The sequence below is a fragment of the Mediterraneibacter sp. 210702-DFI.5.30 genome (genome assembly GCF_020560115.1).
Taxonomy (GTDB): Bacteria; Bacillota; Clostridia; order Lachnospirales; family Lachnospiraceae; genus Mediterraneibacter; species Mediterraneibacter faecis.
This window is the reverse complement of sequence record NZ_JAJCME010000001.1, coordinates 305,774-332,771: the sequence shown is the minus strand read 5'-3', so window position 1 is coordinate 332,771 and position 26,998 is coordinate 305,774. Positions and strand designations below refer to the sequence as shown.

Annotated in this window: 25 protein-coding genes and 1 riboswitch; of the genes, 3 read left to right on the top strand and 22 right to left on the bottom strand. The window is 42.1% G+C overall.

What is annotated here, in order from left to right:
- Positions 1 to 32 precede the first annotated feature (32 nt).
- The 5 genes from LI126_RS01570 to LI126_RS01550 all read right to left on the bottom strand — a co-directional run bounded on the left by LI126_RS01570 (position 33) and on the right by LI126_RS01550 (position 4,642).
- A complete protein-coding gene (locus tag LI126_RS01570; RefSeq protein ID WP_227164687.1) occupies positions 33 to 1,565 on the bottom strand; it encodes an AMP-binding protein in 1,533 nt (510 codons plus the stop codon).
- 12 nt (positions 1,566 to 1,577) lie between these two features.
- Positions 1,578 to 1,802: an acyl carrier protein gene (locus LI126_RS01565; protein ID WP_054754242.1), complete on the bottom strand. Its 225-nt coding sequence runs from the start codon at positions 1,800 to 1,802 to the stop codon at positions 1,578 to 1,580.
- Positions 1,803 to 1,864: 62 nt separating this feature from the next.
- Positions 1,865 to 3,280 carry a condensation domain-containing protein gene (locus LI126_RS01560; protein ID WP_055157162.1) on the bottom strand — a complete coding sequence of 472 codons (1,416 nt, stop codon included), beginning with the start codon at positions 3,278 to 3,280 and terminating at the stop codon, positions 1,865 to 1,867.
- Positions 3,280 to 4,245, bottom strand: a complete 966-nt coding sequence (locus LI126_RS01555) for an alpha/beta hydrolase (RefSeq protein WP_055147304.1) — start codon at positions 4,243 to 4,245, stop codon at positions 3,280 to 3,282. The genes LI126_RS01560 and LI126_RS01555 overlap by 1 nt, the downstream gene beginning before the upstream one ends.
- A 28-nt stretch (positions 4,246 to 4,273) precedes the next feature.
- Entirely contained in the window at positions 4,274 to 4,642 is a 369-nt protein-coding gene (locus LI126_RS01550; RefSeq protein ID WP_015530007.1) for an SCP2 sterol-binding domain-containing protein, read from the bottom strand.
- A 263-nt stretch (positions 4,643 to 4,905) separates the two neighbouring features.
- On the opposite strand from LI126_RS01550, the gene LI126_RS01545 reads away from it, so the two are divergent.
- Positions 4,906 to 5,520 (top strand): TetR/AcrR family transcriptional regulator, encoded by a 615-nt coding sequence (locus tag LI126_RS01545; RefSeq protein ID WP_055157045.1) that lies wholly within the window; start codon positions 4,906 to 4,908, stop codon positions 5,518 to 5,520.
- A 99-nt stretch (positions 5,521 to 5,619) separates the two neighbouring features.
- The gene (gene lon / locus LI126_RS01540; protein ID WP_196021852.1) at positions 5,620 to 7,890 is read left to right on the top strand and encodes an endopeptidase La; all 2,271 of its coding nucleotides are present in this window, start codon (positions 5,620 to 5,622) and stop codon (positions 7,888 to 7,890) included.
- A gap of 153 nt (positions 7,891 to 8,043) precedes the next feature.
- Here the strand turns inward: lon and LI126_RS01535 are convergent, their stop codons facing one another.
- The 16 genes from LI126_RS01535 to LI126_RS01460 all read right to left on the bottom strand — a co-directional run bounded on the left by LI126_RS01535 (position 8,044) and on the right by LI126_RS01460 (position 23,776).
- Positions 8,044 to 8,376 (bottom strand): DUF6145 family protein, encoded by a 333-nt coding sequence (locus LI126_RS01535; RefSeq protein WP_020436573.1) that lies wholly within the window; start codon positions 8,374 to 8,376, stop codon positions 8,044 to 8,046.
- 122 nt (positions 8,377 to 8,498) lie between these two features.
- Entirely contained in the window at positions 8,499 to 9,491 is a 993-nt protein-coding gene (locus LI126_RS01530; RefSeq protein ID WP_227164686.1) for a biotin--[acetyl-CoA-carboxylase] ligase, read from the bottom strand.
- A gap of 176 nt (positions 9,492 to 9,667) precedes the next feature.
- Positions 9,668 to 10,660 (bottom strand): ornithine carbamoyltransferase, encoded by a 993-nt coding sequence (argF, locus tag LI126_RS01525; RefSeq protein WP_227164685.1) that lies wholly within the window; start codon positions 10,658 to 10,660, stop codon positions 9,668 to 9,670.
- Between the two features lie 183 nt (positions 10,661 to 10,843).
- Positions 10,844 to 11,641, bottom strand: a complete 798-nt coding sequence (rlmB, locus tag LI126_RS01520; RefSeq protein WP_227164684.1) for a 23S rRNA (guanosine(2251)-2'-O)-methyltransferase RlmB — start codon at positions 11,639 to 11,641, stop codon at positions 10,844 to 10,846.
- Between the two features lie 3 nt (positions 11,642 to 11,644).
- The gene (locus LI126_RS01515) at positions 11,645 to 12,301 is read right to left on the bottom strand and encodes a potassium channel family protein (RefSeq protein ID WP_055146979.1); all 657 of its coding nucleotides are present in this window, start codon (positions 12,299 to 12,301) and stop codon (positions 11,645 to 11,647) included.
- 72 nt (positions 12,302 to 12,373) lie between these two features.
- Complete coding sequence (locus LI126_RS01510; RefSeq protein ID WP_227164683.1) at positions 12,374 to 13,780, bottom strand: TrkH family potassium uptake protein; 1,407 nt, start codon at positions 13,778 to 13,780, stop codon at positions 12,374 to 12,376.
- 175 nt (positions 13,781 to 13,955) lie between these two features.
- A complete protein-coding gene (bioB, locus tag LI126_RS01505) occupies positions 13,956 to 14,951 on the bottom strand; it encodes a biotin synthase BioB (RefSeq protein ID WP_227164682.1) in 996 nt (331 codons plus the stop codon).
- A 410-nt stretch (positions 14,952 to 15,361) separates the two neighbouring features.
- Positions 15,362 to 16,054, bottom strand: a complete 693-nt coding sequence (locus tag LI126_RS01500) for a response regulator transcription factor (RefSeq protein ID WP_015529995.1) — start codon at positions 16,052 to 16,054, stop codon at positions 15,362 to 15,364.
- The gene (locus LI126_RS01495) at positions 16,047 to 17,105 is read right to left on the bottom strand and encodes a sensor histidine kinase (protein WP_015529994.1); all 1,059 of its coding nucleotides are present in this window, start codon (positions 17,103 to 17,105) and stop codon (positions 16,047 to 16,049) included. Before LI126_RS01495 ends, LI126_RS01500 begins: the two co-directional genes overlap by 8 nt.
- 91 nt (positions 17,106 to 17,196) lie before the next feature.
- Positions 17,197 to 18,390 carry a methionine adenosyltransferase gene (metK, locus tag LI126_RS01490; RefSeq protein ID WP_227164681.1) on the bottom strand — a complete coding sequence of 398 codons (1,194 nt, stop codon included), beginning with the start codon at positions 18,388 to 18,390 and terminating at the stop codon, positions 17,197 to 17,199.
- A 134-nt stretch (positions 18,391 to 18,524) separates the two neighbouring features.
- A riboswitch (SAM riboswitch) is annotated at positions 18,525 to 18,626 on the bottom strand.
- Positions 18,627 to 18,724: 98 nt separating this feature from the next.
- Positions 18,725 to 20,194: a CapA family protein gene (locus tag LI126_RS01485; RefSeq protein WP_227164680.1), complete on the bottom strand. Its 1,470-nt coding sequence runs from the start codon at positions 20,192 to 20,194 to the stop codon at positions 18,725 to 18,727.
- Entirely contained in the window at positions 20,187 to 20,375 is a 189-nt protein-coding gene (locus LI126_RS01480; RefSeq protein WP_227164679.1) for a hypothetical protein, read from the bottom strand. The genes LI126_RS01485 and LI126_RS01480 overlap by 8 nt, the downstream gene beginning before the upstream one ends.
- 36 nt (positions 20,376 to 20,411) lie before the next feature.
- On the bottom strand, positions 20,412 to 21,704 hold the full coding sequence (locus tag LI126_RS01475) for a UDP-N-acetylglucosamine 1-carboxyvinyltransferase (RefSeq protein ID WP_015529991.1): 1,293 nt from the start codon (positions 21,702 to 21,704) through the stop codon (positions 20,412 to 20,414).
- Positions 21,705 to 21,896: 192 nt separating this feature from the next.
- Positions 21,897 to 22,403, bottom strand: coding sequence for a shikimate kinase (locus tag LI126_RS01470; protein ID WP_227164678.1), 507 nt, complete (start codon positions 22,401 to 22,403; stop codon positions 21,897 to 21,899).
- A gap of 52 nt (positions 22,404 to 22,455) precedes the next feature.
- Positions 22,456 to 22,851, bottom strand: a complete 396-nt coding sequence (locus tag LI126_RS01465; protein ID WP_055146994.1) for a hypothetical protein — start codon at positions 22,849 to 22,851, stop codon at positions 22,456 to 22,458.
- A gap of 352 nt (positions 22,852 to 23,203) precedes the next feature.
- Positions 23,204 to 23,776, bottom strand: a complete 573-nt coding sequence (locus LI126_RS01460) for an FHA domain-containing protein (protein WP_227164677.1) — start codon at positions 23,774 to 23,776, stop codon at positions 23,204 to 23,206.
- Between the two features lie 141 nt (positions 23,777 to 23,917).
- Here LI126_RS01460 and LI126_RS01455 point away from each other — a divergent pair, with 141 nt between their 5' ends.
- Positions 23,918 to 24,781: a methionyl aminopeptidase gene (locus LI126_RS01455; RefSeq protein ID WP_020436563.1), complete on the top strand. Its 864-nt coding sequence runs from the start codon at positions 23,918 to 23,920 to the stop codon at positions 24,779 to 24,781.
- 106 nt (positions 24,782 to 24,887) lie between these two features.
- Here the strand turns inward: LI126_RS01455 and LI126_RS01450 are convergent, their stop codons facing one another.
- Positions 24,888 to 26,945, bottom strand: a complete 2,058-nt coding sequence (locus LI126_RS01450) for a glycoside hydrolase family 13 protein (RefSeq protein ID WP_173021139.1) — start codon at positions 26,943 to 26,945, stop codon at positions 24,888 to 24,890.
- Between the last annotated feature and the right edge of the window lie 53 nt (positions 26,946 to 26,998).

Here is a 26,998-nt window from a genome sequence, read left to right as displayed (position 1 = left end):
CCTCCATTTATTCAGACTTTTTTATCTGTCTTTTAATATCTCTTGATTTTTCTCGAAGCTGTCTTCTCAAATTCTTTCTCGCGAATGATCAGACTATAAATCTTTTTATATGCCGGTGCGCCCTGATTATATTCATCAATCAGTTTTTGAAGTTCTAAGCGGACTTCCTCTTTTCTTTCAAGTCCCTGTTTTTTTGCGTACTCCTCATCCGGATATATTTCTGCCTCGATCACTCCTTTTGCTTCTCTTACTAATACTTCCTGTACCAGTCTTGAAGAACTTAATTTATTCTCAAGTTCTTCCGGTGAGACATTTTCTCCATTCTTTGTAATGATCAGGTTTTTCTTTCGTCCTGTCAGATAGATAAACCTTTCTTCATCTACATATCCAAGATCCCCTGTGCAAAGCCATCCATCTTTCAGTGCGGTTTTTGTTTCTTCCGGCATCTTGTAATATCCTTGCATTACACTGCTTCCGCGAACCCACAGTTCTCCATCTACAGTCTTTGCCTCGCAGTTTGGAAGAAGTTGTCCTACTGAATTCTTTTTTACATTCCATGCAACGGTTGTACTGATGACCGGTGAACATTCTGTCATTCCATATCCCTGGAGAATCTGGATTCCAAAACGTTCGAACAGCTCAATATACTCCGGATTCAGGTATGCCCCTCCACTGCAGATCGTATGGAACTGAGATCCAAATACTGCTTCTTTTACCACTTTTTCCGGAAGGTCTTTTACGTCTTCTAATTTTTTCGCAAAAGTTTCAATCATAAGAGGTACCATCAAGATCATATTTGGCTTAAATAATTTGATATTTTTTGCTACACGCATCAAAGAGTCATTGATACAGATAATTGCACCGAGAGAAATTCCTTTCAGGATATCCATACTCAGGCAGTATGCGTGGTGAATCGGTAAAACTGACAGGATCACATTTCTCTCTGGGAGCTTCATATCCAGACATGTCGCGTTCTCAACGAGATTTCTGTGTGTCAGCATCACACCTTTGCTCTTTCCTGTTGTCCCTGATGTGAACATGATCGTACAGAGTTGATCCGGAGTAATCTCTGTTTTTTCTGCTCCTGTGTCCTCATCTATCGTTTGTTCCATCATTAATTTTGTAAGAGAAAGTATATTGCCCTCATTCGCTTCTTTCTGCATAGAAAGGATGTACTTCAGTTTTGGACACTTTTCTTTCGCTGCTTCGATCACATCTTTACGAATCTCATCCAGAATCAGGATTGTTACATCTGCACGGTCGATAAGTTCACACAGTTCTTCTGCCGGAAGTGACACATCCAACGGTACTGCAACATTTCCGCCGTCCACAATTCCAAAATAGGAAGCAATCCATAGATAAGAAGTCGCACCGATCAATGCGATATGACTTTTTGGATCTCCCAGTTTTTTCAATAATGCTGTTATTCTCTCACTGTCTTCTTTCAACTGTGTGTATGTCTTTGCCGCAATTTCATTTTTTCCTGTTTTGTAACGGATTGCGTCTTCATTTCCAAAACATTTTTCTGCATTTGTAAGAATATCGCGAATTGTTCTATATTCCATTTTCTTTTCCCTCTACTTCAAAGACTCAAGATACGCTACAGCTTCTCCGACTGTTCGGATATCTGCTGCCTTGTCCTGTTCAATCTCCACATCCATCTCGTCTTCTATTTCACCAAGCATGCTCATAAAATCAAAGGATGTGAATCCAAGATCTTCCATAAAACGTGATTCCGGCTTGATGTTTTCCTGTTCAATTTCTACATAATTACAAATAATATCTACTAACTGCTCAAACATGATTTTTTCCTTTCCATTCTGTCCTGATCGTGATTCTCAACATGATCCGGATCATCTTTCTTTTATACAAGCTTTATAATTTCTCCAATTGTAAGTTCAGGATTTTCTGCTCCCTTGAACATAATTTTACATAAATAGTAATACAGATATTCCAACTCTTCTCTTGAGATTGCTTTTTTCTGATGTTCAAAGTTGAAATCCAATCCATTATCCTCCGGTCGGTGCATGACTGTCAGATACATTGCCTGTGTTGTCATTCCATTCGGATACCATTTTGTCTTATATTGAATTCCTCCAAGATCTTCCAGTCCTTTCTCCTGCAATGTCATCGGCTGGTAAGTCAAAGACATCGGCTCATACGTCAGTCCTTTCTGTGGCTGTGGATATGTCCTGGAGCGATATGCGAAATATTCTGTCGGGTCATAATTTGCATGACGGAATAATTCATTCTGCTTATCACGGATTTCATATACTGCATCGATAAACTTCACATCTTCTGAAAATACGGTACGAAACGGGAACGAATGAATTCTTGTTCCACCGGATTTCTTTTCTTTTAATGTAGCCCTTCTGGCAATCGCATTATTGATTGATACATCCTCCTGTCCATTCATTTTCTGGAAGTAAGTACGTAATCCCATTAACAAAAGACATGCCAGGGATACCCGGTACTTTTCGCAGAAATCCATCAGACGTTTGGTCGGTTCTGCTTCCAAATGAAAGATATCCAATGCAGAACTCACATCATCTGTCGCATTAAATGCGGAACGAAGCTTTGGATTTTTAAACATTTCCCTCGCTGCATCCAGCTTATCTGTTCCATTAACACCGTTATAAACCGGCTCTGATGCTTCAATCAGTTCCCTGAAAAATTCTCTGTCTCGCTGCTGTGCTTTACTTCCAGCTTCATATGCGAGATCCTTCTTTACCTGATCTATGTAAGAACACATATCCTTTGGATATGGGACACCTTCATATTTTGCATTACAGTACAGCTCAATAATATCCTTCAGAAATGTGATCAGCGACTGAGCATCTACCACCATATGATGTCCGAGGAAATACACTCCGTTGAATCCATCTGAAGTGCGGATCATTTTAATTTTCGTCATCAGTGAATCCTCGAATGGAAATGGGACAGTTGTCCATTTCTGCATCGTATCAGCTGCCTCTTCCATAGTCACATTGGAGAAATCAACGAACTCTATCTCCCGTTCTTTTCTGTCCTGCTCTGCACTTACAACATACTGATATACATTCCCCTCTTTGTCCTTTGCAAAGCGTATCCGCATCCCTTCATTTCTCTCATATGCTTTGTAAATGGACTCTCGGAGTACATCCCAATCCAGATCTGTGCCAATTGTCAGGCTTGTGCCAATATTCAATACTGCCGCATTCGGACAAAATGGCAGATAATACAAATGAAATTTTTGCGCTACCGTCAGTGGGTATACAGGATATCCTTTTCTTGTTTTCATCATTCTATGATTCCTCCTATAAATGAATCCATTGCTCCTTCATAAGCTTCTCTGTCTTTATAATAACTTTCGCAGTGTCCTGCCCCGTGGATGATCAGCTTCTGTTTTGGAGATTTACAATTTTTATAAATTTCTTCAGACATACTGCATGGAACAAATGTATCTGCGTCTCCATGGATCAAAAGGACAGGAACTTTTGCTTTTCTGACTTCACGGGCAGAATTGCACTCATCCAGTCCATATCCTGCCTGTTTTTTATTCACCGCATCCGCAATCTGTATTATTGGAAACGCCGGAAGATGATACATACTGTGAAGTACATGTGTAAACACTGCCTTGGGCGAAGTAAACGGACAATCTGCAATAATTCCTTTTACCTGCTGCGGCAAATCAAGCCCGCTTGCCATCAATACTGTGGCGCCTCCCATAGAATTACCATGCAGGAGAATCTGAACATTTTCTCCTTCCTGTCCGATCACCCATTCAATCCATCGATATGCATCATAACGGTCCTTACATCCGAATCCAATGTATTTCCCTTCACTTTGTCCATGTGATCTCTGATCAACAAGAAGAACGTTATAACCACGCTTCAAATAATAATTTGAAATACTTCCATAATCTGCAAGCCCCTGGCTCGTGTAGCCATGAAAACAGATCACTGCTTTTTTGCATTTCTTTTCTTCGACATTTCCTGATCCCCGGAAATACGTTCCATGAAGCTTCAAACTGTCTTCCGACCGGATCCAGACATCTTCATGAGGCTGCTCCATCATCCACTCCCTGCATTCCTTCATCTTTGAGAAATACTGTTCCCAGTCTACCCCGGACATCTTCATCGTGCGTTCTGTCTTTGCGTTATAACGCATCATTGTTCTTCTGTAAAAGTATGCACTTCCACCTGCCTCTGCTGATACGATTCCCACCAGACCTGCAAGTGCAAGAAGTTTTCCGTAATGCATCATCTTTTTCACCTTTGCTTCCTTTTTACAGTTATTTCTGTTTCTGTGTTTTCTTTATTGCATTCTGTTCTGCTTTTCTGCTATCAATCAGTTTTTTCAGATACAAAGCTTTATCAATGTTGCCTTCTACTTTCAATTTTCCCAGTGTTACTGCCAGAACCGGATCCAGCTTTCCCTCATTGATCTTAAATAATGTCTCTGCCGAACAAGTAAAAATCGCATCTCTGTCATAATACTCGTATGGTTCCACATACAGCTTTCCTTCTTTTACCTCTGCATAAAAGATTCCCTCTGCTTCTCCTGTTACATTGAACTGATATGCAAGATGTTCATTCACAGTACTTACGTCTGCTTCCATCATCATCCCTTTTACTTTTGAAAACATGTCTGCGTATGTCATTCTTCTCTCCCTCTCCTTTTCAGCTTTTCTTCTTTCGACCGGTGGTCGATTCTCTATGTTTTTAATCTATCACTTTTTCGACCCGTGGTCAATTATCTATTTCAGACAATCTTTTGTTTTAAAGTGTCCTTTTTTTGTCCTCTTTTTTATTTCTATTTTATTGGTTCTTCCGACTTTATTGTGCTATACTTAAAAGGATATCGGTCAATTCCCGTAATCTGGAACTGGCCAAATATACTTACGAATATACGAGGCGGACTTCTATGCCAAAACAATTAAAATACGATAAGATTCTGGATGCTCTTCAAAAGCTTCTGGAAACCAAAGAACTTTCTAATATCTCTGTCAGTGAGATTGCTCAGACTGCTGAAATTGGAAAAGGAAGTATTTATTATTATTTTTCTTCCAAAGATGCAATTCTTGAAGCACTGGTAGAACGCAATTATGAAGTTCCAATAACAACAGCAAGACATCTTGCAGAGCAAAGAGAGATTTCACCTTTCACACGCATGGCTCTGATCTTTCAGGCCTGCCGAAATTCCTCTGCGGCTTTTTTAAAAACACAGCCATCAACTACAAAGGCTGCACCGGAGCGGGCTTTTCTTCATCAAAAGTACATGAATCATCTCATCGTTTCACTCAAGCCGGTTCTTGCTTCCATTATTGAACAAGGGATTGCACAGGATTTAATCCTCTGTGCTGACCCTGTTTCTCTTGCTGAGATCGTACTGATTGTACTGACTGTTAAGATGGATAACACCTTAGTACCTTCAACAGCAGATGAGATTGAACAGACAATCTCTGCTCTTGTCTCTCTTTTGGAAAAAGGAACTGAGAATCCTGCGGGATCGCTAAACTTTCTGATGGCACAGCTGTAAGCAGTTTTCTGTTCGCGGCACCTGCATTATACAACATATCCCACCATTTTGAATCGCTGACGGTGATATGATAAATCATGAGACGAAAGGAGTGTTTTTATGATTATTCGTCCTGTTTTTAATATATTATTACTCCCTGATATCACTTATTTTTTTAAACGTGATTTCTTTCCGGGGGCTGCTGCAGACCAGATTGAGGTCGGTACAGATATTCTGTTTCCATTTTTGAAAAATGAAGTGGATGAGACTACTGTTACTATAGATGATATTTACCCGGTCGGTATGTCTGCGAGAGTCGAATCCATCGGTGATGATGACAGCATCCAGATTCGTACATTAGAACGTGTCAGTCTTGATGATATTGAGCTGGATGAGAACGGACAGATTACAGCTACAGCTTCCATCCGTCCGGAGGTAGATGATCTTCCTTTAGAAGAAGAGAAGCAGACTTTCACAAACCTGCGGAACTCGCTTCTGAAATTTGTTCAGAATTATCAATGGGGGATCTGGGCAAGAAGCTACATTATCCAGAGAAAGAATATCTATGACCTCGGTTCTGCTCTTTCAGATTATCTGAACATTACTTCCGAAGAAAAATATGCAATTGTTGAGACAGATTCCCGCCGTGAGCGCTGTGAACTGATTGAGAATGCGATCAAAGAATTCATGGAAGTTGCCAAAGTTTCTTCTGAAGCACAGGAGGCACAGAAAGGTGACCAGGAGCAGCTTTACAGAGAGGTTGCAATTAAGAAGCAGATCGATTACCTTCAGAAAGAATTAGATGAGATGCACCCGGAAAACATTTCCGATGTCCGCGCTTTTGAAAAAAAGATCCAGGAATCCGGCATGAATGAAGATGCCCGTAAGGAAGCGGACAAAGTCCTGAATCGTATGAAGCAGGAAGGAAAAGACAGCCATGAATATGGGCTTCTCTATGACTATCTTGATTTTGTCACCAGTCTTTCCTGGAAGCATCCGGAATTTACACCGATTGATTTAAACCGGGCAGAAGAGATTCTTGATGAAGATCATTATGGACTTAAGAAAGTCAAAGAACGTATCATCCAGCAGATTGCTGTTATGGCACTGAACCGGAAACAGTATGGTTCCATCCTCCTTTTTGTCGGTGCGCCTGGTACCGGTAAGACAAGTATCGGACAGAGTATTGCCCGTGCGTTAAACCGCGAATATGTCCGCATCAGTCTCGGCGGTATCCGAGATGAAGCTGAGATCCGCGGTCATAGAAGAACTTATATCGGCGCTATGCCGGGACGGATCATGGAAGGGATTAAACGCAGCGGCGTTTCCAATCCTGTTGTAGTTCTTGATGAAGTAGATAAGCTTGCGAAAGATTATGGCGGAGATCCGGCAAGTGCATTGCTTGAGGTGCTTGACCCGGAGCAGAACAGTACATTTACAGACCATTATATGAATGTTCCATATGACTTATCCAATGTTCTGTTCGTCTGCACAGCGAATTCTACAGATACGATTCCTGAACCGCTTCTGAACCGTATGGAAGTGATCGATTTTCCAGGATATACGGCGGTGGAAAAATTCCATATTGCCAGAAAGCACTTACTTCCAAAAGCAATGGACGCTATGGGAATCCAGAAGAAAATGTTAAAGATAACGGATGGTGCATTGCGCAAGGTCATTGAAGATTATACGATGGAATCCGGAGTCCGTGGACTTAAGAAACAGATTGATATGCTTTGTCGTTCCGCTGCTGTGCGTCTTGTAAAAGAAGAGGGGCAGACTCTGACAGTAAATAAATCGAATCTGAAAGACTATCTCGGCCGTAAGAAACTGCATCATGACCAGAAATTAACTTCCACACAGCCTGGTGTTGTCACCGGACTTGCATGGACACAGGCAGGCGGTGAGATTCTGTTTATAGAGACAAAGCTGACAGAAGGGGAAGGAAAGGTGATCATCACCGGACAGCTTGGAGATGTCATGAAAGAATCTGTACAGATTGCACTGACACTTGTGAAGTCTCTTTATCCTAAAGAAAGCAAGGTTTTCCAGGATCATGATCTGCACATTCATGTGCCGGAAGGAGCTGTTCCAAAAGACGGTCCATCTGCCGGCATTACATTAACCACAGCACTTGCTTCCCTTGTTACCGGAAAGGCTGTCAGCCCGGATTATGCCATGACCGGTGAAGTTTCCCTCCGCGGAGGTATACTTCCGATCGGTGGGCTTCCTGAGAAACTGATGGCTGCCCAGAGGGCCGGTATTACAAAAATACTGATTCCTTTTGACAACGCAGATGATCTCGAAGATGTAGCTGCTGAAGTAAAGGATAAGCTGAAAATCACTCCGGTGAAAAAGGTCAGCGACGTTCTGAAGTTATTGCTCGGATAAAAAGTGACCTATCGTTAAACGGAAACTATGAGAAACAAAAGCCCATAGCAGGAATTCTGATAAGTTCAACAAACTTACCATTCAGATTCCGCCATGGGCTTTTTTATAGTTTTAAAATTCGACAGATAAACCGTAATCTATTTATCTGACTATTTATTCCTCTGTCTCTTCTCCAAGATAGAATACTTTGTAAAACATTTCAAGAGACTTGAAAAGCTCTTCCTTTGTGTCCTGCAGCTCTTTGATCTTCAGTACACTTCCGATCTCATCGAATGAGAAATCACCCTCGTTGTGCTCTACTTTCAACTCAAGGTTTCCATTCTCATCAAACACCAACAGGAGAACTCCTCCAACATCCGCTGTATACAACACACACATGATCTGCAATTCCTGTTTCACTGCTTCCGGAAGAGATTCAAATTCCGGGTTCAGATAATATTTCTGCTCATAGGAGCTGGCCGCACACAATACCATTTCTTCATCCATAATTTTTACACCTTATATCACTGCCCACAGTTTCTGTAAACAGTACTTACCTTTCCATATTTTCCACATTCACTGCATAATCCCGATGACTTATTCACATTCCGTAGGTCTTATCCACCTGGTTATACATATCCATATACGCCGCGCACCGAAACTTCTCCGGCATACACCGCCTCTTCGGTTCCATCTTCTTTCCGAACGATCAATTCTCCTGTCTGATTGATTCCAAGTGCGTAAGCATTGTACTGTTCTTTCGCGCCAAGAATCCGGACCTCACGGTCTTTATTAACCAGTAATTCGCTGTAACGTTCTTTCAGACCGGACAGATCTCCATGTTCAAGGAAAACCGTGTAATTCTGTTCAAAGCGTTTCATCACTGCTGCGATCAACGGTGCTCTCTTTACCACATGTCCACATTCCAGTCTGAGTGATGTCGCTGTCTCACGGATCTCCTCAGGGAACTCTGTCAGGTTCACATTGATCCCTACACCAATCGTTACATGATTAATGTAATCGATCTGAGTGCTCATCTCTGTCAGGATTCCGACGAGCTTCTTTCCATTAATGATAATATCATTTGGCCACTTGATCTTTACATCCGGGTTTCCACAGGAATCTCCGCAATCCATGATTCCCTCTGCTACACTTAATGCCATCACAAGCGTCAGCATCGGCGCCTGATCCGGTTCAATCTCCGGACGAAGCAGCAAGGACATGTAAATGCTTGAACCTGACGGTGAATCCCAAGAACGGCCCCTTCTCCCTCTTCCGGCTGTCTGCTTATCTGCTACCGCAAGTGTACCTTCCGATGCACCTTCATCTCCCATCTGCTTGATCCTCAGATTTGTAGAATCTACCGAATCGTAATAAACGATGTTTCTTCCGGCCCACTGCGTATCCATCAGGCTATCAAGCTCTTCTTTCGTCATCACATCCGGACTATCTACAATATGATAACCTTTATTCCGCACAGCTTCAACCTGATATCCTTCTTCCTGCAGCTGACGGATCACCTTCCAGACTGCAGTTCTTGACACCCCGAACTTTTCACAAAGCTGCTGCCCTGACACATATCCGTCCGCTTCTCTCAATAATTTTAATATTTCAGCTTTCATTCTAATTCCACCTCTCATCAGACCTTTATACAAAAGAAAGGTGTCTGTCCCATCTCTGGAATAACAGACACCTTCTGCTCATTCTTATTTTCCACAGAAGCCGGTCTGATCTTCAACTCATTTATCATACCAAACTTCTGCTGATTTCTCAAGTTCATCAAATAGATTACATGCTCTTAGAACTCGCCAAATGTTGCAACCATTACCGCCTTGATCGTATGCATTCTGTTCTCTGCCTCATCGAATACTTTGGACTGTGCAGACTCGAATACTTCGTCTGTTACTTCCATATCTTCGATTCCGAAACGCTGTCCCATCTCTGCTCCGATCTTTGTCTTCAGGTCATGGAATGCCGGCAGGCAATGCAGGAAAATAGCTGTATCTTTTGCATTTGCCATAACTTCTTTTGTTACCTTATATGGTGAAAGTTCTTTGATTCTCTTCTCCCATACTTCATCCGGCTCGCCCATGGATACCCATACATCTGTATAGATAACATCTGCGTCCTTTGTTCCTTCTTTTACATCTTCTGTCAGAGTAATTGTTGCTCCGGACTGTGCAGCATAACCTTTACAAGTTTCAACAAGTTCTTCGTTCGGGAAATATTCTTTCGTTGTACATGCTACGAAATGCATTCCAAGCTTAGAGCATGCGATCATCAGGGAGTTGCCCATGTTAAATCTTGCATCTCCCATGTATACAAGCTTGCGGCCTTTGAGTTCTCCGAAATTCTCACGGATTGTCAGCATATCTGCCAGCATCTGTGTCGGATGATATTCATTTGTCAGACCGTTCCATACCGGTACTCCTGCATATTTTGCAAGATCTTCTACGATTTCCTGACCGAATCCACGATATTCGATTCCGTCATACATTCTTCCAAGTACACGGGCTGTATCTTCGATGCTCTCTTTCTTTCCAATCTGAGAACCTGATGGATCAAGATAAGTTGTTCCCATTCCCATATCATGCGCTGCCACTTCGAATGCACAACGTGTTCTTGTACTTGTCTTCTCAAAGATCAGTGCAATGTTTTTGCCATGATAATGATCCACCGGTACTCCGTTTTTCTTCTTCTCTTTGAGGTCTGCTGCCAGGTCAAGCAGGTATGTAATCTCCTCTGGTGTAAAATCCTTCAGTGTCAGAAAATTTCTTCCTTTTAAATCCATTGTTCTCGTCCTTTCTATTCTATAACTATATGAATCAGAACCCTCTCTGTCCTTCTCTTCTTCATATCTTTGAACCTACATTGTAACCGATGAATTTAGTATACTACATTCATGTATAAAAATGCAACTAAAACTTTATTTTACTCTGTTTTATACATATTTATTCAGTACTTATACATTCTTTTATGCATTTTTATTATTTCTTCTCTGTCTTCCTGCTTCGAACATCAGAACCGCCGCTGCCACTGCCGCATTTAGAGATTCTGCCTCGCCTTCCATTGGGATACGGATGAGACAATCCGCGCAGTCTGCAACTTCATCACGAAGTCCGTTTCCCTCATTTCCGATTAAAAATGCACAACCAGTTGTATAATCTTCCTCGTCATATGCATTTTCTCCACGCAAATGTGCTGCGTAAGTTTTAATACTCTTCTTCTGCAGCTCTTTGATCTTCTCCGGAAGATCTTCCACATAGAGGAACGGCATACGGAATACAGCCCCCATTGTGGAACGGATTACCTTTGGATTGTAGACGTCCACGCAATCTTTGCTCAATAAGATTCCGGTTACACCTGCTGCCTCAGCTGTTCTGAAAATAGTTCCGAGATTTCCCGGATCCTGCAGATTATCCAACACAACCAAGTGCGGTGCCTTCTGATTTTTCACCTGCATCAGGTCATTCATCGTATAATTGAGTCTCTTCACAATCGCCAGAATTCCCTGCGGTGTCTTTGTATCTGACACATAAGCGAACACAGTATCTGTCAGAAGCTCGACCGGCGCCTGTAATTTCTCTAAAAATTCTTTATTCTTCTTTGCAAAGCTTTCTGAAGCATATACTTTCTCAATTCGTTCCGCCGGAATCTCTTCTGTCATTCTTGGTCCTTCCACGAGAAAGATTCCTTTTTCATCTCTTAAGCGGCTCTTCTTCTGCAGCTTCGCCAGTTCTTTGATCTGTGCATTCGATGTACTTGTTATCATAATCTATTTCTCCAATTTTCCAATTTTTTCGAGTACTTTATTTGCTCCAACCAAAATCAATAGTGCATTCTCCGGAAGCGGCATCTGTGGATTAAACTCTACATTAACATTTCCGTCCTGCATGATTCCTACAACTGTAACTCCATATTTCGTACGTATACCCAGTTCTGCCATACTGTGATTGATCCACGGTTTTGGAACAGCGATCTCAACCATACTGTAATCATTTGACAGTTCAATCCAGTCTGTGAATTCTGTTGCCAGAAGGCTTTTGGCAACCCGGCTGCCCATCTCAATCTCAGGATATACAACAGTATCTGCCCCTACTTTCTTCAATATAGTTCCCTGTAACTTATTCTTTGCTTTGGCAACAACCTTTGGAATTCCTATTTCTTTACAAAGCAGAGTCGCCATGATCCCTGCTTCAAGATTCTCCGCAACTCCAATAATTGCTCCGTCCAAATTCCTTGTTCCCAGTGCACTCAGAGCTTCTTTCTCTGTGATATCTGCCGTAATAGCATAAGTTACTCTGTCCGAGATCTCCTGAATTGTCTCCTGTGATTTATCTACAACAATCACATCGCATCCCATATTTTCAAGTGTCAAGGCCACACTCCGGCCAAAGCTACCAAGCCCCAGAACTGCAAACTGCTTTCTCATCGTTTTCTCCTTCTCATATACTGCTTCTTATCTTTTCTTTATCCCGTTTCTTTTATCTTCTCTTTTATATTTTTATCCAACCATAATCTTCGCTTCCGGCAAAGTACGGAACTGATTCTTCTTATCCACATGACCGGAAAATATAAGTGCCATCGTCATTGGTCCGATTCGTCCAATATACATCATGAGCATCAGAACGACATGACTGATATCACTAAGCACCGGCGTCAGATCCACTGTCAGACCAACTGTTGCCATCGCAGATGTCGCCTCAAACATCAGATCAAGGACTTTCTGCTGTGGCTCGATCACTGTCATCACCGTCACCCCAAACAACCAGAAGACAAATGTCACAAGTGTGATTGTTATCCCTACTCTTATAATTTCGAATGTAATTTTTCTTCCATAACATTCCGTATCTTTGTTTCCTCTCAAGACAGAAATCGCTGTAAGCAAGAGAACAGCAACTGTTGTTGTCTTGATACCACCTGCAGTTCCTGCCGGTGAACCACCGACGATCATCAGCATGCAGGCCAGCAGCTTCGAACCATTCGTAAGGCCTGACTGAGATATGCTGGCAAATCCTGCCGTTCTCGTCGTCACAGACTGGAAAAAAGCCGCCTGGAATTTCCCTGCAGCGTTCAATGTTCCCATCGTTGCCGGATTATGATGCTCCAACAAATAGAATCCCAAAGTTCCCAAAGTAAGAAGGAACAACGTCATTGTCAGAACAATTTTACTCTGCAGGCTCAGTCTTGTGATCGTTCTTCCGACTGGCCGTTTTCCCTTGGACTGTATTGTCATCTTTATATTCTTCGCAAGATCGATCCATACCGGATAACCAAGACCGCTGAGAATGACAAGCATTGTTGTCGTAATTGTGATCACTGGTGTATTGACATATCTCGTAAAGCTTGAATCTCCAAGAATATCTACACCCGCATTACAAAATGCAGAGATTGAGTGAAACACGGAATAGAAGATTCCCTTCGCAACACCATACTCCGGAATAAACTGAAATGAATATCCGATTGCGCCAATTCCTTCTACAAGAAATGTTCCCCACAATACTCTTTCAATAAACCGGATCATTCCTTGAAGTGTGGACAGACCATAGGCTTCTTGAATGACAACTCGTTCCTTCATATTTATTCTTTTTCCAACCAGAATTAAAAATGCAGTTGTACATGCAATGATTCCAAGTCCGCCGATCTGGATCAGAATAAGCAGAATCACTTTTCCTGCCACTGTAAATTGCGCAGCCGGCACAACTGTCACCAATCCTGTCACGCAGACACATGTTACAGCTGTAAACAGTGCATCGATATAACGAATCGGCTGATGATTTGAAAATGGAAGCCATAAGAGCAGACTGCCAAGCAGAATCACGCCAAAGAATCCGATTGATATGATCCTCACTGTATTCCATTTTGCTCTTCGTGCTTTTCTCCTGTCTTCATCTATATAAAATCCATACATGTCTATCTTTCCTCGCTCTCACATGACAATTATTAAACACCATGTTACCACTCCCTTTTATCATCTGCAAGTAAAAGCTGATAAAACGAAAGATACGCCACTCTGATTCATCCTCAGAACAGCGTATCCTTCGTTTGGCGGTTTATTTAAAATTATTATATAGTTTGAATCATTTTTAGTGATCTGTAGACTCGATCTCTCCATCGAATCCCGCATCTTTTATCATTTTCATTGTGTCATCGATTTCCTGGCCTCCGGCTGTCAGATAACCTGATGCAAAGATAGAATCAACAACTTTGAAAAGTTCCGGTTCCAATCCCTTGAAGTAAACTTCTCTTCCTGCTGCACAGCGGATATCGGACTTCGGAATCATCAGTCTTGCCAGACAAAGAACTTTCAAGCAATACTCCGGTGTCAGCTCTGAGATATCACGATCTGCCAGTCTTGTTCCCGGAATCGGAAGTAAGAAATTGATCGGAACCGATTCCGGATTGATCTCGCGAAGATCCATCAGCATATCAACGATATCTTCCTTACTCTCACCCATTCCAACAATTCCACCACTGCAGATCTCGAATCCAAGACTCTGAAGCATCTTGATATTATTCACACGCTGATCATAAGTATGTGTTGTACAAATCTCCGGATAGAAAGAACGGCTGCTGTTCAGATTATGGTTGATACGGTCCAATCCAGCATCTTTCAGGATTCTTGCCTGCTTCTCTGTCAGGAAGCCGATGGAGCAGCAGATCTGTGTATCTTTCTTCTTCATCTCGCGGATACGGTCTGCAAGATCTTCAATCTCCTCGTCTGAGAATCCGATTCCACTCAATCCGATACAATGTCTTGCAAGATGTTTCTCATCTACCAGGTCATTATCTCCATAAAGCTTTTCATCTGATACTCTCTTGTACTTCTCAATCTCTGCCTGAGAATCCTTAGATTGTGCACAATAAGCGCAGTTCTGTGTACAGTTTCCACTACGAACATTTGTCAGAAGCTGAACGCTTACTTTCTTCCCTTTGTATTTTGTACGAAGTGCATAAGCACACTCCATCAGACTGTCCATCTCCTCCTCTGGAAGATTCAGCACTTCAACTGCTTCTTCTCTTGTAAGCGGACATTCTTCATCCCAGTTTTTCAGTAATGTATGAATTGATCTGTTTGACATGGTATATTTCCCTTTCTTCTGTTTCTATGATATGAGTTTCAAAAGTAATTTTTGTCATTCACTGATGCAACCGGATTACTCCATTGCTATGTAATTCCCGCAATCCTCAAATATCTCCAACGCTTCTTCAGCATTATCATTCTGTTGATCTTATTTACAACATATGAAAATAGTATAGCCATGTCTTTTTCGATTGTCAACCTTTTCTTTATTTGAGTTGACATCTTTATTATTTCTAGAACAAAGAATGTGCCTTGCACATTCTTGCGCCTGCGGCGGTCGCTTGCGACATCTACATTGTACGCCGCAGTGCGCATCCTTAGCGGAGCGTTTTTTATATATTAGGAAAGCACTTTCCTAATATATAAAAAAGAACCCCACCATTCACTGGCAGAGTCCTCTCTTTCTTCTTATACTTTAAATCTATATCCCACACCCCAGATTGTCTCAATATATTGAGGATGTGAAGTATCATACTCAATCTTCTCACGGATCTTCTTAATATGTACTGTAACAGTTGCAATGTCTCCGATCGACTCCATATCCCAGATCTCACGGAAAAGCTCTTCCTTGCTGTACACATGATTCGGATGTCCTGCAAGGAAAGTTAAAAGGTCAAATTCTTTCGTTGTGAAAGACTTCTCTTCTCCATTCACCCAGACACGACGTGCTGTCTTGTCAATCTTCAATCCACGGATCTCGATCACTTCATTCTGCTCTACATTACTTCCGATCAGTCTCTCATATCTTGCAAGATGTGCTTTCACACGCGCTACAAGTTCACTTGGGCTGAACGGTTTTGTCATATAATCATCTGCGCCAAGTCCAAGCCCACGAATCTTATCAATATCATCTTTCTTCGCTGAAACCATAATGATCGGTGTATTCTTCTGGCTGCGGATCTGACGACAGATCTCAAATCCATCTACTCCCGGAAGCATCAGATCCAGAATGATCAAATCAAATTCTCCTTCAAGTCCTTTTTTAAGTCCTATCTCACCATCATTCGCAACCTCGACTTCAAAACCACTCAGCTCCAGATAGTCTTTCTCAAGATCTGCAATGCTTTCCTCGTCTTCTACGATTAAAATACGTTTACTCATCTTCTACGGGTACCTCCTGATATTTTCTTATTACAAAATACATCGTGGTTCCAACGCCCTCTTCGCTGGTTGCCCAGATCTTTCCTCCGTGCTCTTCCACAATCTTCTTCACGATAGAAAGACCGATGCCGCTTCCTCCCTTGGAAGAATTCCTTGAAGCATCTGTCCGGTAGAAACGGTCAAAGATATTCGGCAGATCCTTTGCCGCAATGCCCTTTCCGTTATCTCCCAGTTCTACCTGAATAAAGTCTCCCACGTCCTTTACATCCATCGTAATCTTCACCTTTGGCTTATCTGTATATTTGATAGAATTTGATACGATGTTATTGATGACTCTTCGAAGCTGCTCCGGATCTACGATCACCTTGCTGTCCTCTTCCATAAAGTTCCTGTAAGTAAATTCAGCTCCCTTTGATTCCAGTTCTACACTTAAATCCTCCGCACAATCTGCAAAATATCCCTTCGCAGAGATTGTTGTGAAATTATACGGAATTCGATTCGTATCGATCTTTGAATAAAGCGTCAGTTCATTGATCAGAAGATTCATCTCATTAGCTTTATTATAAATGGTTCTGATGTATCTGTCCATCTTTTCCGGCGTATCTGCTACCCCATCCATGATTCCTTCCACATAACCTTTGATCGCTGTGATCGGAGTCTTCAGGTCATGTGAAATGTTACTGATCAGCTCTTTATTCTCTCTGTCAAATGCTACCTTTTCTTCGGCCTGTGCTTTCAGTCTGAGACGCATCTCTTCAAAGTCCTGACAGAGTTGTCCGATCTCGTCATTTGATTCTGCCTTGATCTCAAAGTCAAGATTACCCTCTTTGATATTGCGTGCAGCTCTCTGAAGTTTCTCCAGCGGGACCGATACCGATCTGTAGATCCACAAGATTAGAAATGCTGTCGTAAGGACAACTGCGATCAGATACAGCTGCTGTATCTCTGCCCCTCTTCCCGGAACAAATGCATGCATTGCGATCAGTGCAAATGTTACAGGAAAGATCATAACGACTACAAAAGCAATAATTAGTTTGGTACGTAATTTCATAGAAGCATCTCCTTTCCGTATTGAAAAAGGTGCCTGACACTTTATGACGGGTGTCAGGCACCTTCCGGTGCTTGTATCAGATATTTCTATCTTACAGATATTTCTTTAAATCGTCAACCTTGTCCAGCTTCTCCCATGGAAGATCCAGGTCGTTGCGTCCAAAATGTCCGTAAGCTGCTGTCTGTTTGTAGATCGGTCTTCTCAGATCCAGCATCTTGATGATTCCTGCCGGACGGAAATCAAAGTTCTCACGAAGGATCTCAACCAGTTTTGTATCAGAAAGTTTTCCTGTTCCGAATGTATCAACTGCGATAGATGTCGGCTGTGCAACACCGATTGCATAAGAAAGCTGAATCTCACATTTCTTAGCAAGTCCTGCTGCTACAACATTCTTTGCTGCATAACGTGCTGCATAAGCTGCAGAACGGTCTACCTTTGTACAGTCCTTTCCTGAGAAAGCACCGCCACCGTGACGAGCCATTCCGCCGTAAGTATCAACGATGATCTTACGTCCTGTCAGTCCGCTGTCTCCGTGTGGTCCACCGATCACGAAACGTCCTGTCGGGTTTACGAAGAACTTTGTCTCTTCGTCTACGAGTTCTGCCGGAATAATCTCATCGAATACATATTTCTTAATATCCTCATGAATCTGCTCCTGAGTCACATCCGGGTCATGCTGTGTAGAAAGAACAACTGCATCCAGACGCTTTACAGAACCGTCTTCGTTGTACTCTACTGTAACCTGTGTCTTTCCATCCGGACGAAGGTAAGTAAGAGTTCCGTCTTTACGAACCTTTGTCAGCTGAAGTGCAAGCTTATGAGCCATTGCAATCGGGTAAGGCATATACTCTTCTGTCTCATCAGAAGCATAACCGAACATCATACCCTGGTCTCCTGCCCCGATCGCCTCGATGTCTTCATCTGACATCTTGTTCTCTTTCGCCTCAAGTGCTTTATCTACTCCGAGTGCGATATCTGCTGACTGCTCATCCAGTGTTGTGATCACGCCACATGTATCAGCGTCAAATCCATATTTTCCTCTTGTGTATCCAATCTCACGAACAGTGTCACGAACAATCTTCTGGATATCTACATAAGCCTGTGTTGTAATCTCTCCCATAACCATTACAAGACCTGTTGTACAGCATGTCTCACATGCCACACGGCTCATCGGGTCCTGTCTCATCAGTTCATCAAGGATCGCATCTGAAATCTGGTCACACATCTTATCCGGGTGTCCCTCAGTTACTGATTCTGATGTAAATAAAATCTTTTCTCTTTCCATATCTGTTCTCCTTTCCGATTGCTGTCCCCACAGCAATATCTCACTTTCTCTCGCTTGTGCTGTCTTCATTTGCTTACATTGCCAATAATGAAAACAGCCCGCATCAAGCGGACTGTCAGTTTATCTTAACAATCCTCTTATTGTTCGAAATAACTCGCTCAGGTTGGCACCTTCCTATTACGAGGGGTTGCCGCAGCTTCTTAGATCCTTTGTATCTCCACTGCTCTGAATAAGAGAAAGTATCATCTATTTAATTTTGTTTCGTATCAGACTATACAACACCTTGTTGATTATGTCAATACCGTTTCCTGAAGTTGATAAAACTTTTATATTTCTATGATTCTGCATCAACATCTTTCAACTCCGTGATCACTCCGGTATCATCGATTGTAATATTCGGTGAAATCTTCTGCAAGTGATCAAAAAGTGCTCTCTGGGACTCTGCATTATTCAGATACTGTGTCTGGCTGTCTTTCTGCTCACACGGTGTAAAGGACATCTGCTTCAATCCTTCTGATGTAATCTCAAGATTCAGAAGTCCCGTATATTTTGTCTCATCATTAAACCAGAAATCGCCCAGACTGTATACAATAGGTCCATCTTCTGTATATTCAATTCCCTGAAGTACATGCGGATGACCTCCGATCACGATATCTGCTCCTGACTTCAGGAATTCTTTTCCATGCTCTGTCTGTGTTGAATTATACATATCCTCATCTTCTGTTCCCCAATGAACATATGCGATCAGATAATCACATTCCTTTGATGCATCCGCGATCACCTGATTATACTCTGTTGTGTCGTAGGATGTAAGAATACCTGTCGTTGAATCTGTTGCTTCCGGTGTAAATTTATACTGTTCTCCCTCGGAAGCTGCCACAAATCCGATCTTGATTCCATTGATAATATAATAAGTCGGCTGCTTTGCCTCATCCAGATTCGTTCCGCCTCCAACATGAGTGATCTTCGCCTGATCTAACAGATTGATCGTATCATCCATCGCATCTGCACCATAATCGTAAATGTGATTATTCGCAATTGAAACAATATCTGTCCCCATCTGTTCCAGCAACTTCATGCGTTCTGGTTTTGCACGGAATACATAATACTTATCCTCCAGCGGGGTTCCACGGTCACTGATACAATATTCATGATTCAGGAAGAAAATATCTGCTGCATTTGTCTGATCCAGAATTGTCTTGGAAATGCATTTGGACAAGTCATTTACCGTATCATAATAATCGAGAACATATCCATCTTCCTCCAGACAGAGGTCACCTGCTGCTGTGATCTGCACGGTTCCGTTCTCTGCTGCCTTCTTCTCATAGATATGATTCTTCGCAGCGGTAGCTTTATCCTTTAATTTTCCTTCGTATGTATCTGACAGAACATGCAAAGTTGCTCCAAAGGAATCATAAATGTCCTGCGCTGTTATCTTTTTATTCTTCTGATAGACTGGAAATAAATCATCCATCTCTTCAGAATAGTTCTTTTCCAGCCATTTCGTAAATGCTGTAACATCAGACTTTTCCGCTGACACTCCATTATCCGTCAGGAAAGTGTTGTAGCAGTCATTCAGCGATTCATTCATCTGTGCAGTCTCCTGCTCCAGTTGTTTTTTCTGTTCTGCCGCCAGTTTCTTTTTCTTAGCCACATTGACTGCAAAGACTGCCAGCGCTATGATTATGCACAACAAAATACAGCCGGAAATAGTCATTCTTCGTCTGAGCTGTCTGATTCTCTTTTGTTTGATTTCTTCTCTCTGTCTTTTTCTCCGTTCTTCTGCCTGTTCAAATTCATTCATCGTTCGTTGCTCCTGCTGTTTTCTTATTAATATCCCGCCACTGTTTCATTAGACCTGCCTGATCGCCTATTACGCCATAACTCCTGACATATAAACTGAAAACAGGTATCAGAACTTTCGTTCCGACACCTGCATACGTTCCCACATCATATTTCTTCGGATTCTGTCTGTATCGGCTCACTGCCGGCCGCAGCTTGTTGTAAACAGTAACCTCGGTTTAGCCAACTTTTAATTTGAATTTCTGAATCTCTTTTTCACTGGACACTTTCTCGATGATTCCACCCAGACTTCTGAGTTTCTCTTCAAAGCGTTCGTATCCTCTCTGGATATAAACAATATCATCTACGATCGTAATTCCTTCTGTTGCAAGTCCTGCGATGCAAAGCGCAGCTCCTGCACGAAGATCCGGCGCGCTGACTCTTGCTGCTGTAAATTTCTCAACACCCTCGATTGTTGCTGAATTGCCTTCAACTTTGACATTCGCACCCATACGTGCCAGCTCATCTAAATATTTAAAACGATTCTCGAAGATACTTTCTGTGATCGTACTTGTTCCCTTCGCAAGTGCAAGCACAACCCCGATCTGTGGCTGCATATCTGTCGGATATCCCGGATATGGTAATGTCTTCACCTGTGTACTTGTCAGACGTCCCTTAGCCACTACACGGACTGCATCGTCAAATTCTTCCACTTCACATCCGATATCTACCAGCTTGGAGATCGTTGCATCTAAATGCTTCGGAATCACATTGAGTACTGTCACATCTCCGCGTGTTGCTGCAGCGGCAAACATAAATGTTCCTGCTTCGATCTGATCCGGAATGATGGAGTACTCTGCCTTGTGCAGGGACTTCACTCCACGGATCTTGATCACGTCTGTTCCTGCACCACGGATATTTGCTCCCATACTGTTCAGGAAGTTCGCTACATCTACAACATGTGGCTCTTTCGCTACGTTCTCCATGATCGTAAGACCGTCAGCCATAGCTGCTGCCATCATTACGTTGATCGTTGCACCTACAGTCACAACATCGAAATAAAGATGTGTTCCCTTCAGTTCTTCCGCCTCTGCAACAATCTTACCATACTCAATGTCTACATCTGCTCCAAGTGCACGGAATCCTTTCAGATGCTGATCGATCGGTCTGCTTCCGATATTGCATCCTCCCGGAAGTGCTACTTCTGCTCTCTTGTATTTTCCAAGAAGTGCACCTAACAAATAATAAGACGCTCTGATCTTCTTAATATAGTCATAATCAATACTGAAATCTCCAATTGTATTTCCATTGATCTTTACTGTATGTCTGTCAATTCTCTGTACCATTGCACCGATTCCCTCGATTGCCTCCAGCATGACATTAATGTCATTCACATCCGGAAGATTCTCAATCAAAACCGGTTCATCTGCCATGATTGCAGCTGCAAGAATTCCAAGTGCCGCATTCTTAGCTCCGCCGATTTCAACTTCCCCAACCAGCGGATTACCACCCTTAATAATATATTGCTCCATTTTGCACCTCAATTGTCCGATTCTGTATTACTTCCCACAGATCCTGTGTTCAGTAACGATTTATTCTTGTGTCTTTGTCTATACGAAAAGAACTATCTATCTTAATTACAATATAATCCATACATAACTATAACACAAAATCTTTCATTGTGGAATCCCTTTTTTCTATGACGGTAATATTCACGCTTTATTTTAAGAGTAATTCTCAATAGCATCAAGTACATTTTCTATTGTTTCTTCAATCTGACAGCCCTCTTCACTGATTGTCACATCTGCATACTTCTCAAAAAGGACTTTTCGCTCGTCATACAGGTCTTTTAATGTCTGACCGTCCTTCAAAACAACTCCTCTTTTTTGAGGATTCCTGATTCTCCTCTTTATTGTCTGATAAGAAGCATGAAGATATACAACAATTCCGATTTCTTTAAAATGTTTCATTGCTTCCTCGCAATAGACAACACTTCCGCCCGGAGAAATAACCGCATTTTCTGCTTTTATATCACGATTTACCTGATTTTCAATTTTTAAAAACCCATCATCACCGACTTCTGCTATGATTTCACGCAGAAGTTTTCCTTCTTGTTCCTGAATCAGAAGATCTGAATCTATGAAACCTTTTCCAAGTCTTTTTGCTACTACAATACCAACTGTACTTTTTCCGACAGCCGGCATACCGATAAATATAAGATTACTTTTCATCTGTATCTGTTCCCTTCTTCTGAATCCGTTTCTTTTGTTGTAATCTGAATGATTATATCATAGATTTTCCTGGCAATGAACAATAACTGTAAATTTTTTGTTTCCTTTTTCTCTGTTCGCCCCTGCGTCGGTAGATTTCCTGATACAGCAGGACTTCCGCCAGATCTCTTAACATCCGCTCTTCCCCGGCAAACATTTTCTCCTGTTTTTTTACATTTTCGCAAATTCTGCTGCACATGATGCGTAGTTGCAATTTATCCGGATAAACATCAAACATCACACTCCCCGTGTATTCCATCCTGTCACATTCCTCTTCGACATAAGGCAGTATTCTCTTTGGAAGATCCGGGTACAGGCTTTTCATATACTCCAGGTCTGTCCTTTCTGCTCTCTCATCATATTCTGTCTGTATCGGATAGGCCATATAATAAGGCAATTTCTGGTACATGTTGCTCACTCCCACTGACAATAAGTTGTGCCGTCTCTGCTGTCCGCATTCCTGTTGATTGCAGCTTATAAATCCGGCGGCTATATAACGTTACTGTTCACACAATGTGCGACCAGCAACGCATCTCGCCATTTTAAATCGCCTTTGGCGATGGGGCGAGATGCATTCAAGTCAAAACACGCATCCTCCGTGTCAATCAGCGAAGTGATTGACACGGGAGTGAACAGTAACTATATAACTACTATATGATTTTCCTTACTCAACTGTTACTTTCACACAGATTCTTCATTTTACGATCAAAAAGAAAAAGAAGTCCTGGCTTTTCCGCCGGACTTCCTTGCCTGTAATTTCATTATTCACTTTCTCTTAAGATTCTGAGAATCTCCAGTCTGGTCTCCCCAACGCCGATCACATCTTCTCTCTGAATCTCTGTTGGACGATTTACCAGGATTCCGTTCAGGTATGTTCCGTTCTTGGAACCATCATCCATCAGATACAAACAGTCACCTCTCTGTATGATCACACAATGCTGCTTGGATACTCTTCCATCCTCATGCAGTGGCAGATACTTCTCATAATTGTCATTCCTCTTTGCTCTTCCGATTCCCACTTCATCATAGAATATGAAGCTATATTTCTGCCATGTATCCAGATCTTCCAGGATAATCTTCCACTGTCTTCTTTTTTTAGAAGAACGCTTCGCTGAATCCATAGAACCGTTCTGCCCTGAACTGCGTCTCTTCTTTCCCTGCGGCTGATCCTCTTCTGGATCATATCCCTGATCTGCCTTGTTACGCTTTCCATTCCTGGACTGCTTTCTCCGCTCTGCGTCCTGTGCCCTATTCTTTTTTACACTTATAAATGTACTGCAAAGAAGTGCGATACTTCCTAAAATCAGCAGTACCATAATCGCCCAATACCACATATGCATTATCACTCCTATCTGAATCTTAATCGTACTATATTTTTACGTTCTCGGCAAGCATAACATGTATCTTTTTGTCGAATTTTGTGATAAAATAAGTAGAAACAGAGAAAATAAGTGATTTTTAGAAGAGGTAATATCATGGAAAGAAATGAATTGTGCTGGTGCGGCAGCGGCAAGAAGTATAAGAAATGCCATATGCCGATTGAAGAAAAGATAATGATGCATGCTGAACGTGGTGAGATTGTTCCGACACGTAAGATTTTAAAAACTCCATTCCAGATTGAAAAGATCAGAAAAAGTGCTGAGCTTAATACAGCGATCCTGGATGAAGTAGCAAGACAGATCCACATTGGAATGAGCACACAGGAGATTGATGACATCGTATATCGTTTCACAAAAGAACACGGTGGTATCCCGGCTCCGCTCAATTATCAGGGATTCCCTAAGAGCGTGTGTACTTCTATTAATAATGAGATTTGTCACGGCATTCCGGATGAGAATATCATTCTGGAAGAGGGAGATATCATCAATGTTGATGTATCCACTATTCTTGACGGATATTTTTCTGATGCATCCCGTATGTTCAAAATGGGAAAAGTATCTGAACGTGCAGAGCGCATCGTCCGCGTCACAGAAGAGTGTGTGAAGCTTGGACTTGAGGCTGCGAAGCCTTGGGGACATTTAGGTGATATCGCAGATGCGATCAATACACATGCCCGTGCAAACGGATACTCTGTCGTAGAGGATATCGGCGGACACGGTATCGGTCTGGAATTCCATGAAGATCCTTTTGTCAGCTATGTGACACCAAAGGGAAGTGAGATGCTTCTCGTTCCAGGTATGATGTTCACGATTGAGCCTATGATCAACGAAGGCAGCCCTGACTTCTTCGTAGATGAGGACAATGACTGGACTATTTATACAATGGATGACGGTCTTTCTGCCCAGATTGAGTACATGGTTCTCATCACTGAGAATGGGGCAGAGGTTCTTACAAAATAATAATAGTAACAAATACGGGATGAACAGATATTAAAACTGCTCATCCCGTATTTTTATTATTCTTGTATAATGCTCTTTCTTTATCTGCAAAATACCGTTCCACTTCTTACGGCATCAATCTCAATGCTTCTGCCGGCTTTAATACGATTGCTGAATGAGATCCCATATTCAGGACAATCTCTCCATCTTGTACGATATACTCGTCATATTCTGTCGTATAACCGTTTTCATAAGAGTAGATCAGTCGTTTCATCCGTCCTTCCATCTCTACACCCGCATACCATACCGGTACGGTCACTGTACGAAGTTCATCACTGTTATTCACAACAACGACAATCTGTTCATCTGCTTCAAATCTTCCATAGGCCAGCAGATTTTCATCTGACGCCAGTAACTTGATAGAACCTTTTTTCAGCGGTTTCTCTTCCTTGTGGATACGGATCACTTCTTTGTGGAATGCCTGAAGTTCTTTGTCTTCGTTCCCCCATGGGAAAGTTCTCCGGTTATCCGGATCGGTGAATCCACAAAGTCCTGCCTCATCACCATAATAAATCGTCGGCGCACCGATCCAGGTCATCTGCATAATAACCGCTTCTCGTAAGATTGCCTTATTCACATCCTTTTCAGCTGCTTCTGTTCCAAGCTGTGCCACGCGTCCTGCCTTGTGGTTCGTACGTGTCAGGAAACGAGAATGGTCATGGTTTGAAAGTTCATTCATTGCCACCTGCAGAGATGGTGTCAGCATACTTGCCATAAAATGACGCATCGCTCCGACAAAGTTGTCAGCATTTCCACACAGATCCGGACGATATTCATCACTATGCTTCTCCATACCAGTCAAAAACCAGGTCAGCGGTTCCATAAATGCGTCATAATTCATAACGCTGTCCCACTCATCTCCCTGAAGCCAATCCTGCGGATCTCCATAATGTTCTGCTAATATAATTGCATCCGGATTCGCATCCTTAACTTCCTTTCGGAATCTCTTCCAGAAGATATGGTTGTATTCATTACTGAATCCAAGGTCCGCTGCAACATCAAGACGCCATCCGTCTACGTTATACGGCGGTGATACCCATTTTCTTCCGATATCCATAATGTACTGCTCAAGCTGTGGTGAATCCTCATAATCGAGCTTTGGCAATGTATCATGTCCCCACCAGCCATCATATGTTCCGTTATAAGGCCAGAGTTCATTTCTCGCATCATGGAACAGGAAAAAGCTGTTATATGGACTTTCTTTACTTACATATGCTCCCTTCGGATAGTCCGGCTGCGGCTCATAGATACGTTCTCTGTCCATCCATTTGTTAAAAGAGCCACAATGATTGAATACACCATCCAGAATTACACGCATTCCACGCTTATGCATCTCTTCTACCAGTTTGATAAACAACTGATTACTTGCCTCAAGATTGCGGATATCTCCTGTACGTTGCTGATACTTTGTCGCATGGATATTATCCTTTGCACCTGCCGGAAGTACTTCTCCGTCATCCACAACAATCTTTCCATAATGCGGATCTATGTAATCATAATCCTGAATATCATACTTATGATTCGACGGAGAAACAAACAGCGGATTGAAGTAAATAACTTCAACTCCAAGATCCTGCAGATAATCCAGCTTATCTAAAACACCCTGTAAATCCCCGCCGTAAAAATTACGGATATCCATTGCTTCCGGTGCCTGATTCCAGTCCTTCACCTTGCGGCTCGGTGCCCCAATATAAATATATTCGTTATCCTCCACATCATTTGTCGGATCTCCATTATAAAAACGATCAACAAAGATCTGGTACATCACAGCACCTTTCGCCCACTCGGGTGTCTTAAATCCCGGCGAAATAATAAAATCATAATAGTTTTCTTTTTTCCCTGTTATTCCATACCTACTATAAAAACAGATTTCTGCTCCCTGCTTGATTTCAAAACAATATCTTAAGATATCCTCACCAAGCTGATACTCAATCTCGTAAAAGTCAAATTCACCGTTCGTACGTGTCTTCCACATAGGATACTCCTGTTCTCCGATGTGAAGTTTCACTTCGTCAACATCATTGTGTGCCGTACGAAATCGCAACACTACTTTTTCATTTATCTCAGGCTCTGCCGGACAGACATAATCACCTGTACCGTCACAAAACAGTGCTTCTCTATTCACCTGTTTAGCCTCCTTTAACTCAATTCTTAAAACTATTCTAAAATAGAACCAAA

Bases quoted from the DNA above. Each gene is read 5' to 3' on its own strand.
- LI126_RS01545 (WP_055157045.1), top strand. From the start codon at position 4,906: ATGCCAAAACAATTAAAATACGATAAGATTCTGGATGCTCTTCAAAAG.
- rlmB (WP_227164684.1), bottom strand. From the start codon at position 11,641: ATGATAACAAGTACATCGAATGCACAGATCAAAGAACTGGCGAAGCTG.
- LI126_RS01485 (WP_227164680.1), bottom strand. From the start codon at position 20,194: ATGAATGAATTTGAACAGGCAGAAGAACGGAGAAAAAGACAGAGAGAA.
- bioB (WP_227164682.1), bottom strand. From the start codon at position 14,951: ATGTCAAACAGATCAATTCATACATTACTGAAAAACTGGGATGAAGAA.
- LI126_RS01565 (WP_054754242.1), bottom strand. From the start codon at position 1,802: ATGTTTGAGCAGTTAGTAGATATTATTTGTAATTATGTAGAAATTGAA.
- LI126_RS01475 (WP_015529991.1), bottom strand. From the start codon at position 21,704: ATGGAGCAATATATTATTAAGGGTGGTAATCCGCTGGTTGGGGAAGTT.
- lon (WP_196021852.1), top strand. From the start codon at position 5,620: ATGATTATTCGTCCTGTTTTTAATATATTATTACTCCCTGATATCACT.
- LI126_RS01535 (WP_020436573.1), bottom strand. From the start codon at position 8,376: ATGGATGAAGAAATGGTATTGTGTGCGGCCAGCTCCTATGAGCAGAAA.
- LI126_RS01530 (WP_227164686.1), bottom strand. From the start codon at position 9,491: ATGAAAGCTGAAATATTAAAATTATTGAGAGAAGCGGACGGATATGTG.
- LI126_RS01555 (WP_055147304.1), bottom strand. From the start codon at position 4,245: ATGATGCATTACGGAAAACTTCTTGCACTTGCAGGTCTGGTGGGAATC.
- LI126_RS01500 (WP_015529995.1), bottom strand. From the start codon at position 16,054: ATGAGTAAACGTATTTTAATCGTAGAAGACGAGGAAAGCATTGCAGAT.
- LI126_RS01560 (WP_055157162.1), bottom strand. From the start codon at position 3,280: ATGAAAACAAGAAAAGGATATCCTGTATACCCACTGACGGTAGCGCAA.
- LI126_RS01570 (WP_227164687.1), bottom strand. From the start codon at position 1,565: ATGGAATATAGAACAATTCGCGATATTCTTACAAATGCAGAAAAATGT.
- LI126_RS01465 (WP_055146994.1), bottom strand. From the start codon at position 22,851: ATGTACCAGAAATTGCCTTATTATATGGCCTATCCGATACAGACAGAA.
- LI126_RS01515 (WP_055146979.1), bottom strand. From the start codon at position 12,301: ATGAGAAAGCAGTTTGCAGTTCTGGGGCTTGGTAGCTTTGGCCGGAGT.
- LI126_RS01455 (WP_020436563.1), top strand. From the start codon at position 23,918: ATGGAAAGAAATGAATTGTGCTGGTGCGGCAGCGGCAAGAAGTATAAG.
- LI126_RS01550 (WP_015530007.1), bottom strand. From the start codon at position 4,642: ATGACATACGCAGACATGTTTTCAAAAGTAAAAGGGATGATGATGGAA.
- LI126_RS01470 (WP_227164678.1), bottom strand. From the start codon at position 22,403: ATGAAAAGTAATCTTATATTTATCGGTATGCCGGCTGTCGGAAAAAGT.
- LI126_RS01510 (WP_227164683.1), bottom strand. From the start codon at position 13,780: ATGTATGGATTTTATATAGATGAAGACAGGAGAAAAGCACGAAGAGCA.
- metK (WP_227164681.1), bottom strand. From the start codon at position 18,390: ATGGAAAGAGAAAAGATTTTATTTACATCAGAATCAGTAACTGAGGGA.
- argF (WP_227164685.1), bottom strand. From the start codon at position 10,660: ATGGATTTAAAAGGAAGAAATTTTCTGACACTGAAGGATTTTACACCA.
- LI126_RS01495 (WP_015529994.1), bottom strand. From the start codon at position 17,105: ATGAAATTACGTACCAAACTAATTATTGCTTTTGTAGTCGTTATGATC.
- LI126_RS01460 (WP_227164677.1), bottom strand. From the start codon at position 23,776: ATGTGGTATTGGGCGATTATGGTACTGCTGATTTTAGGAAGTATCGCA.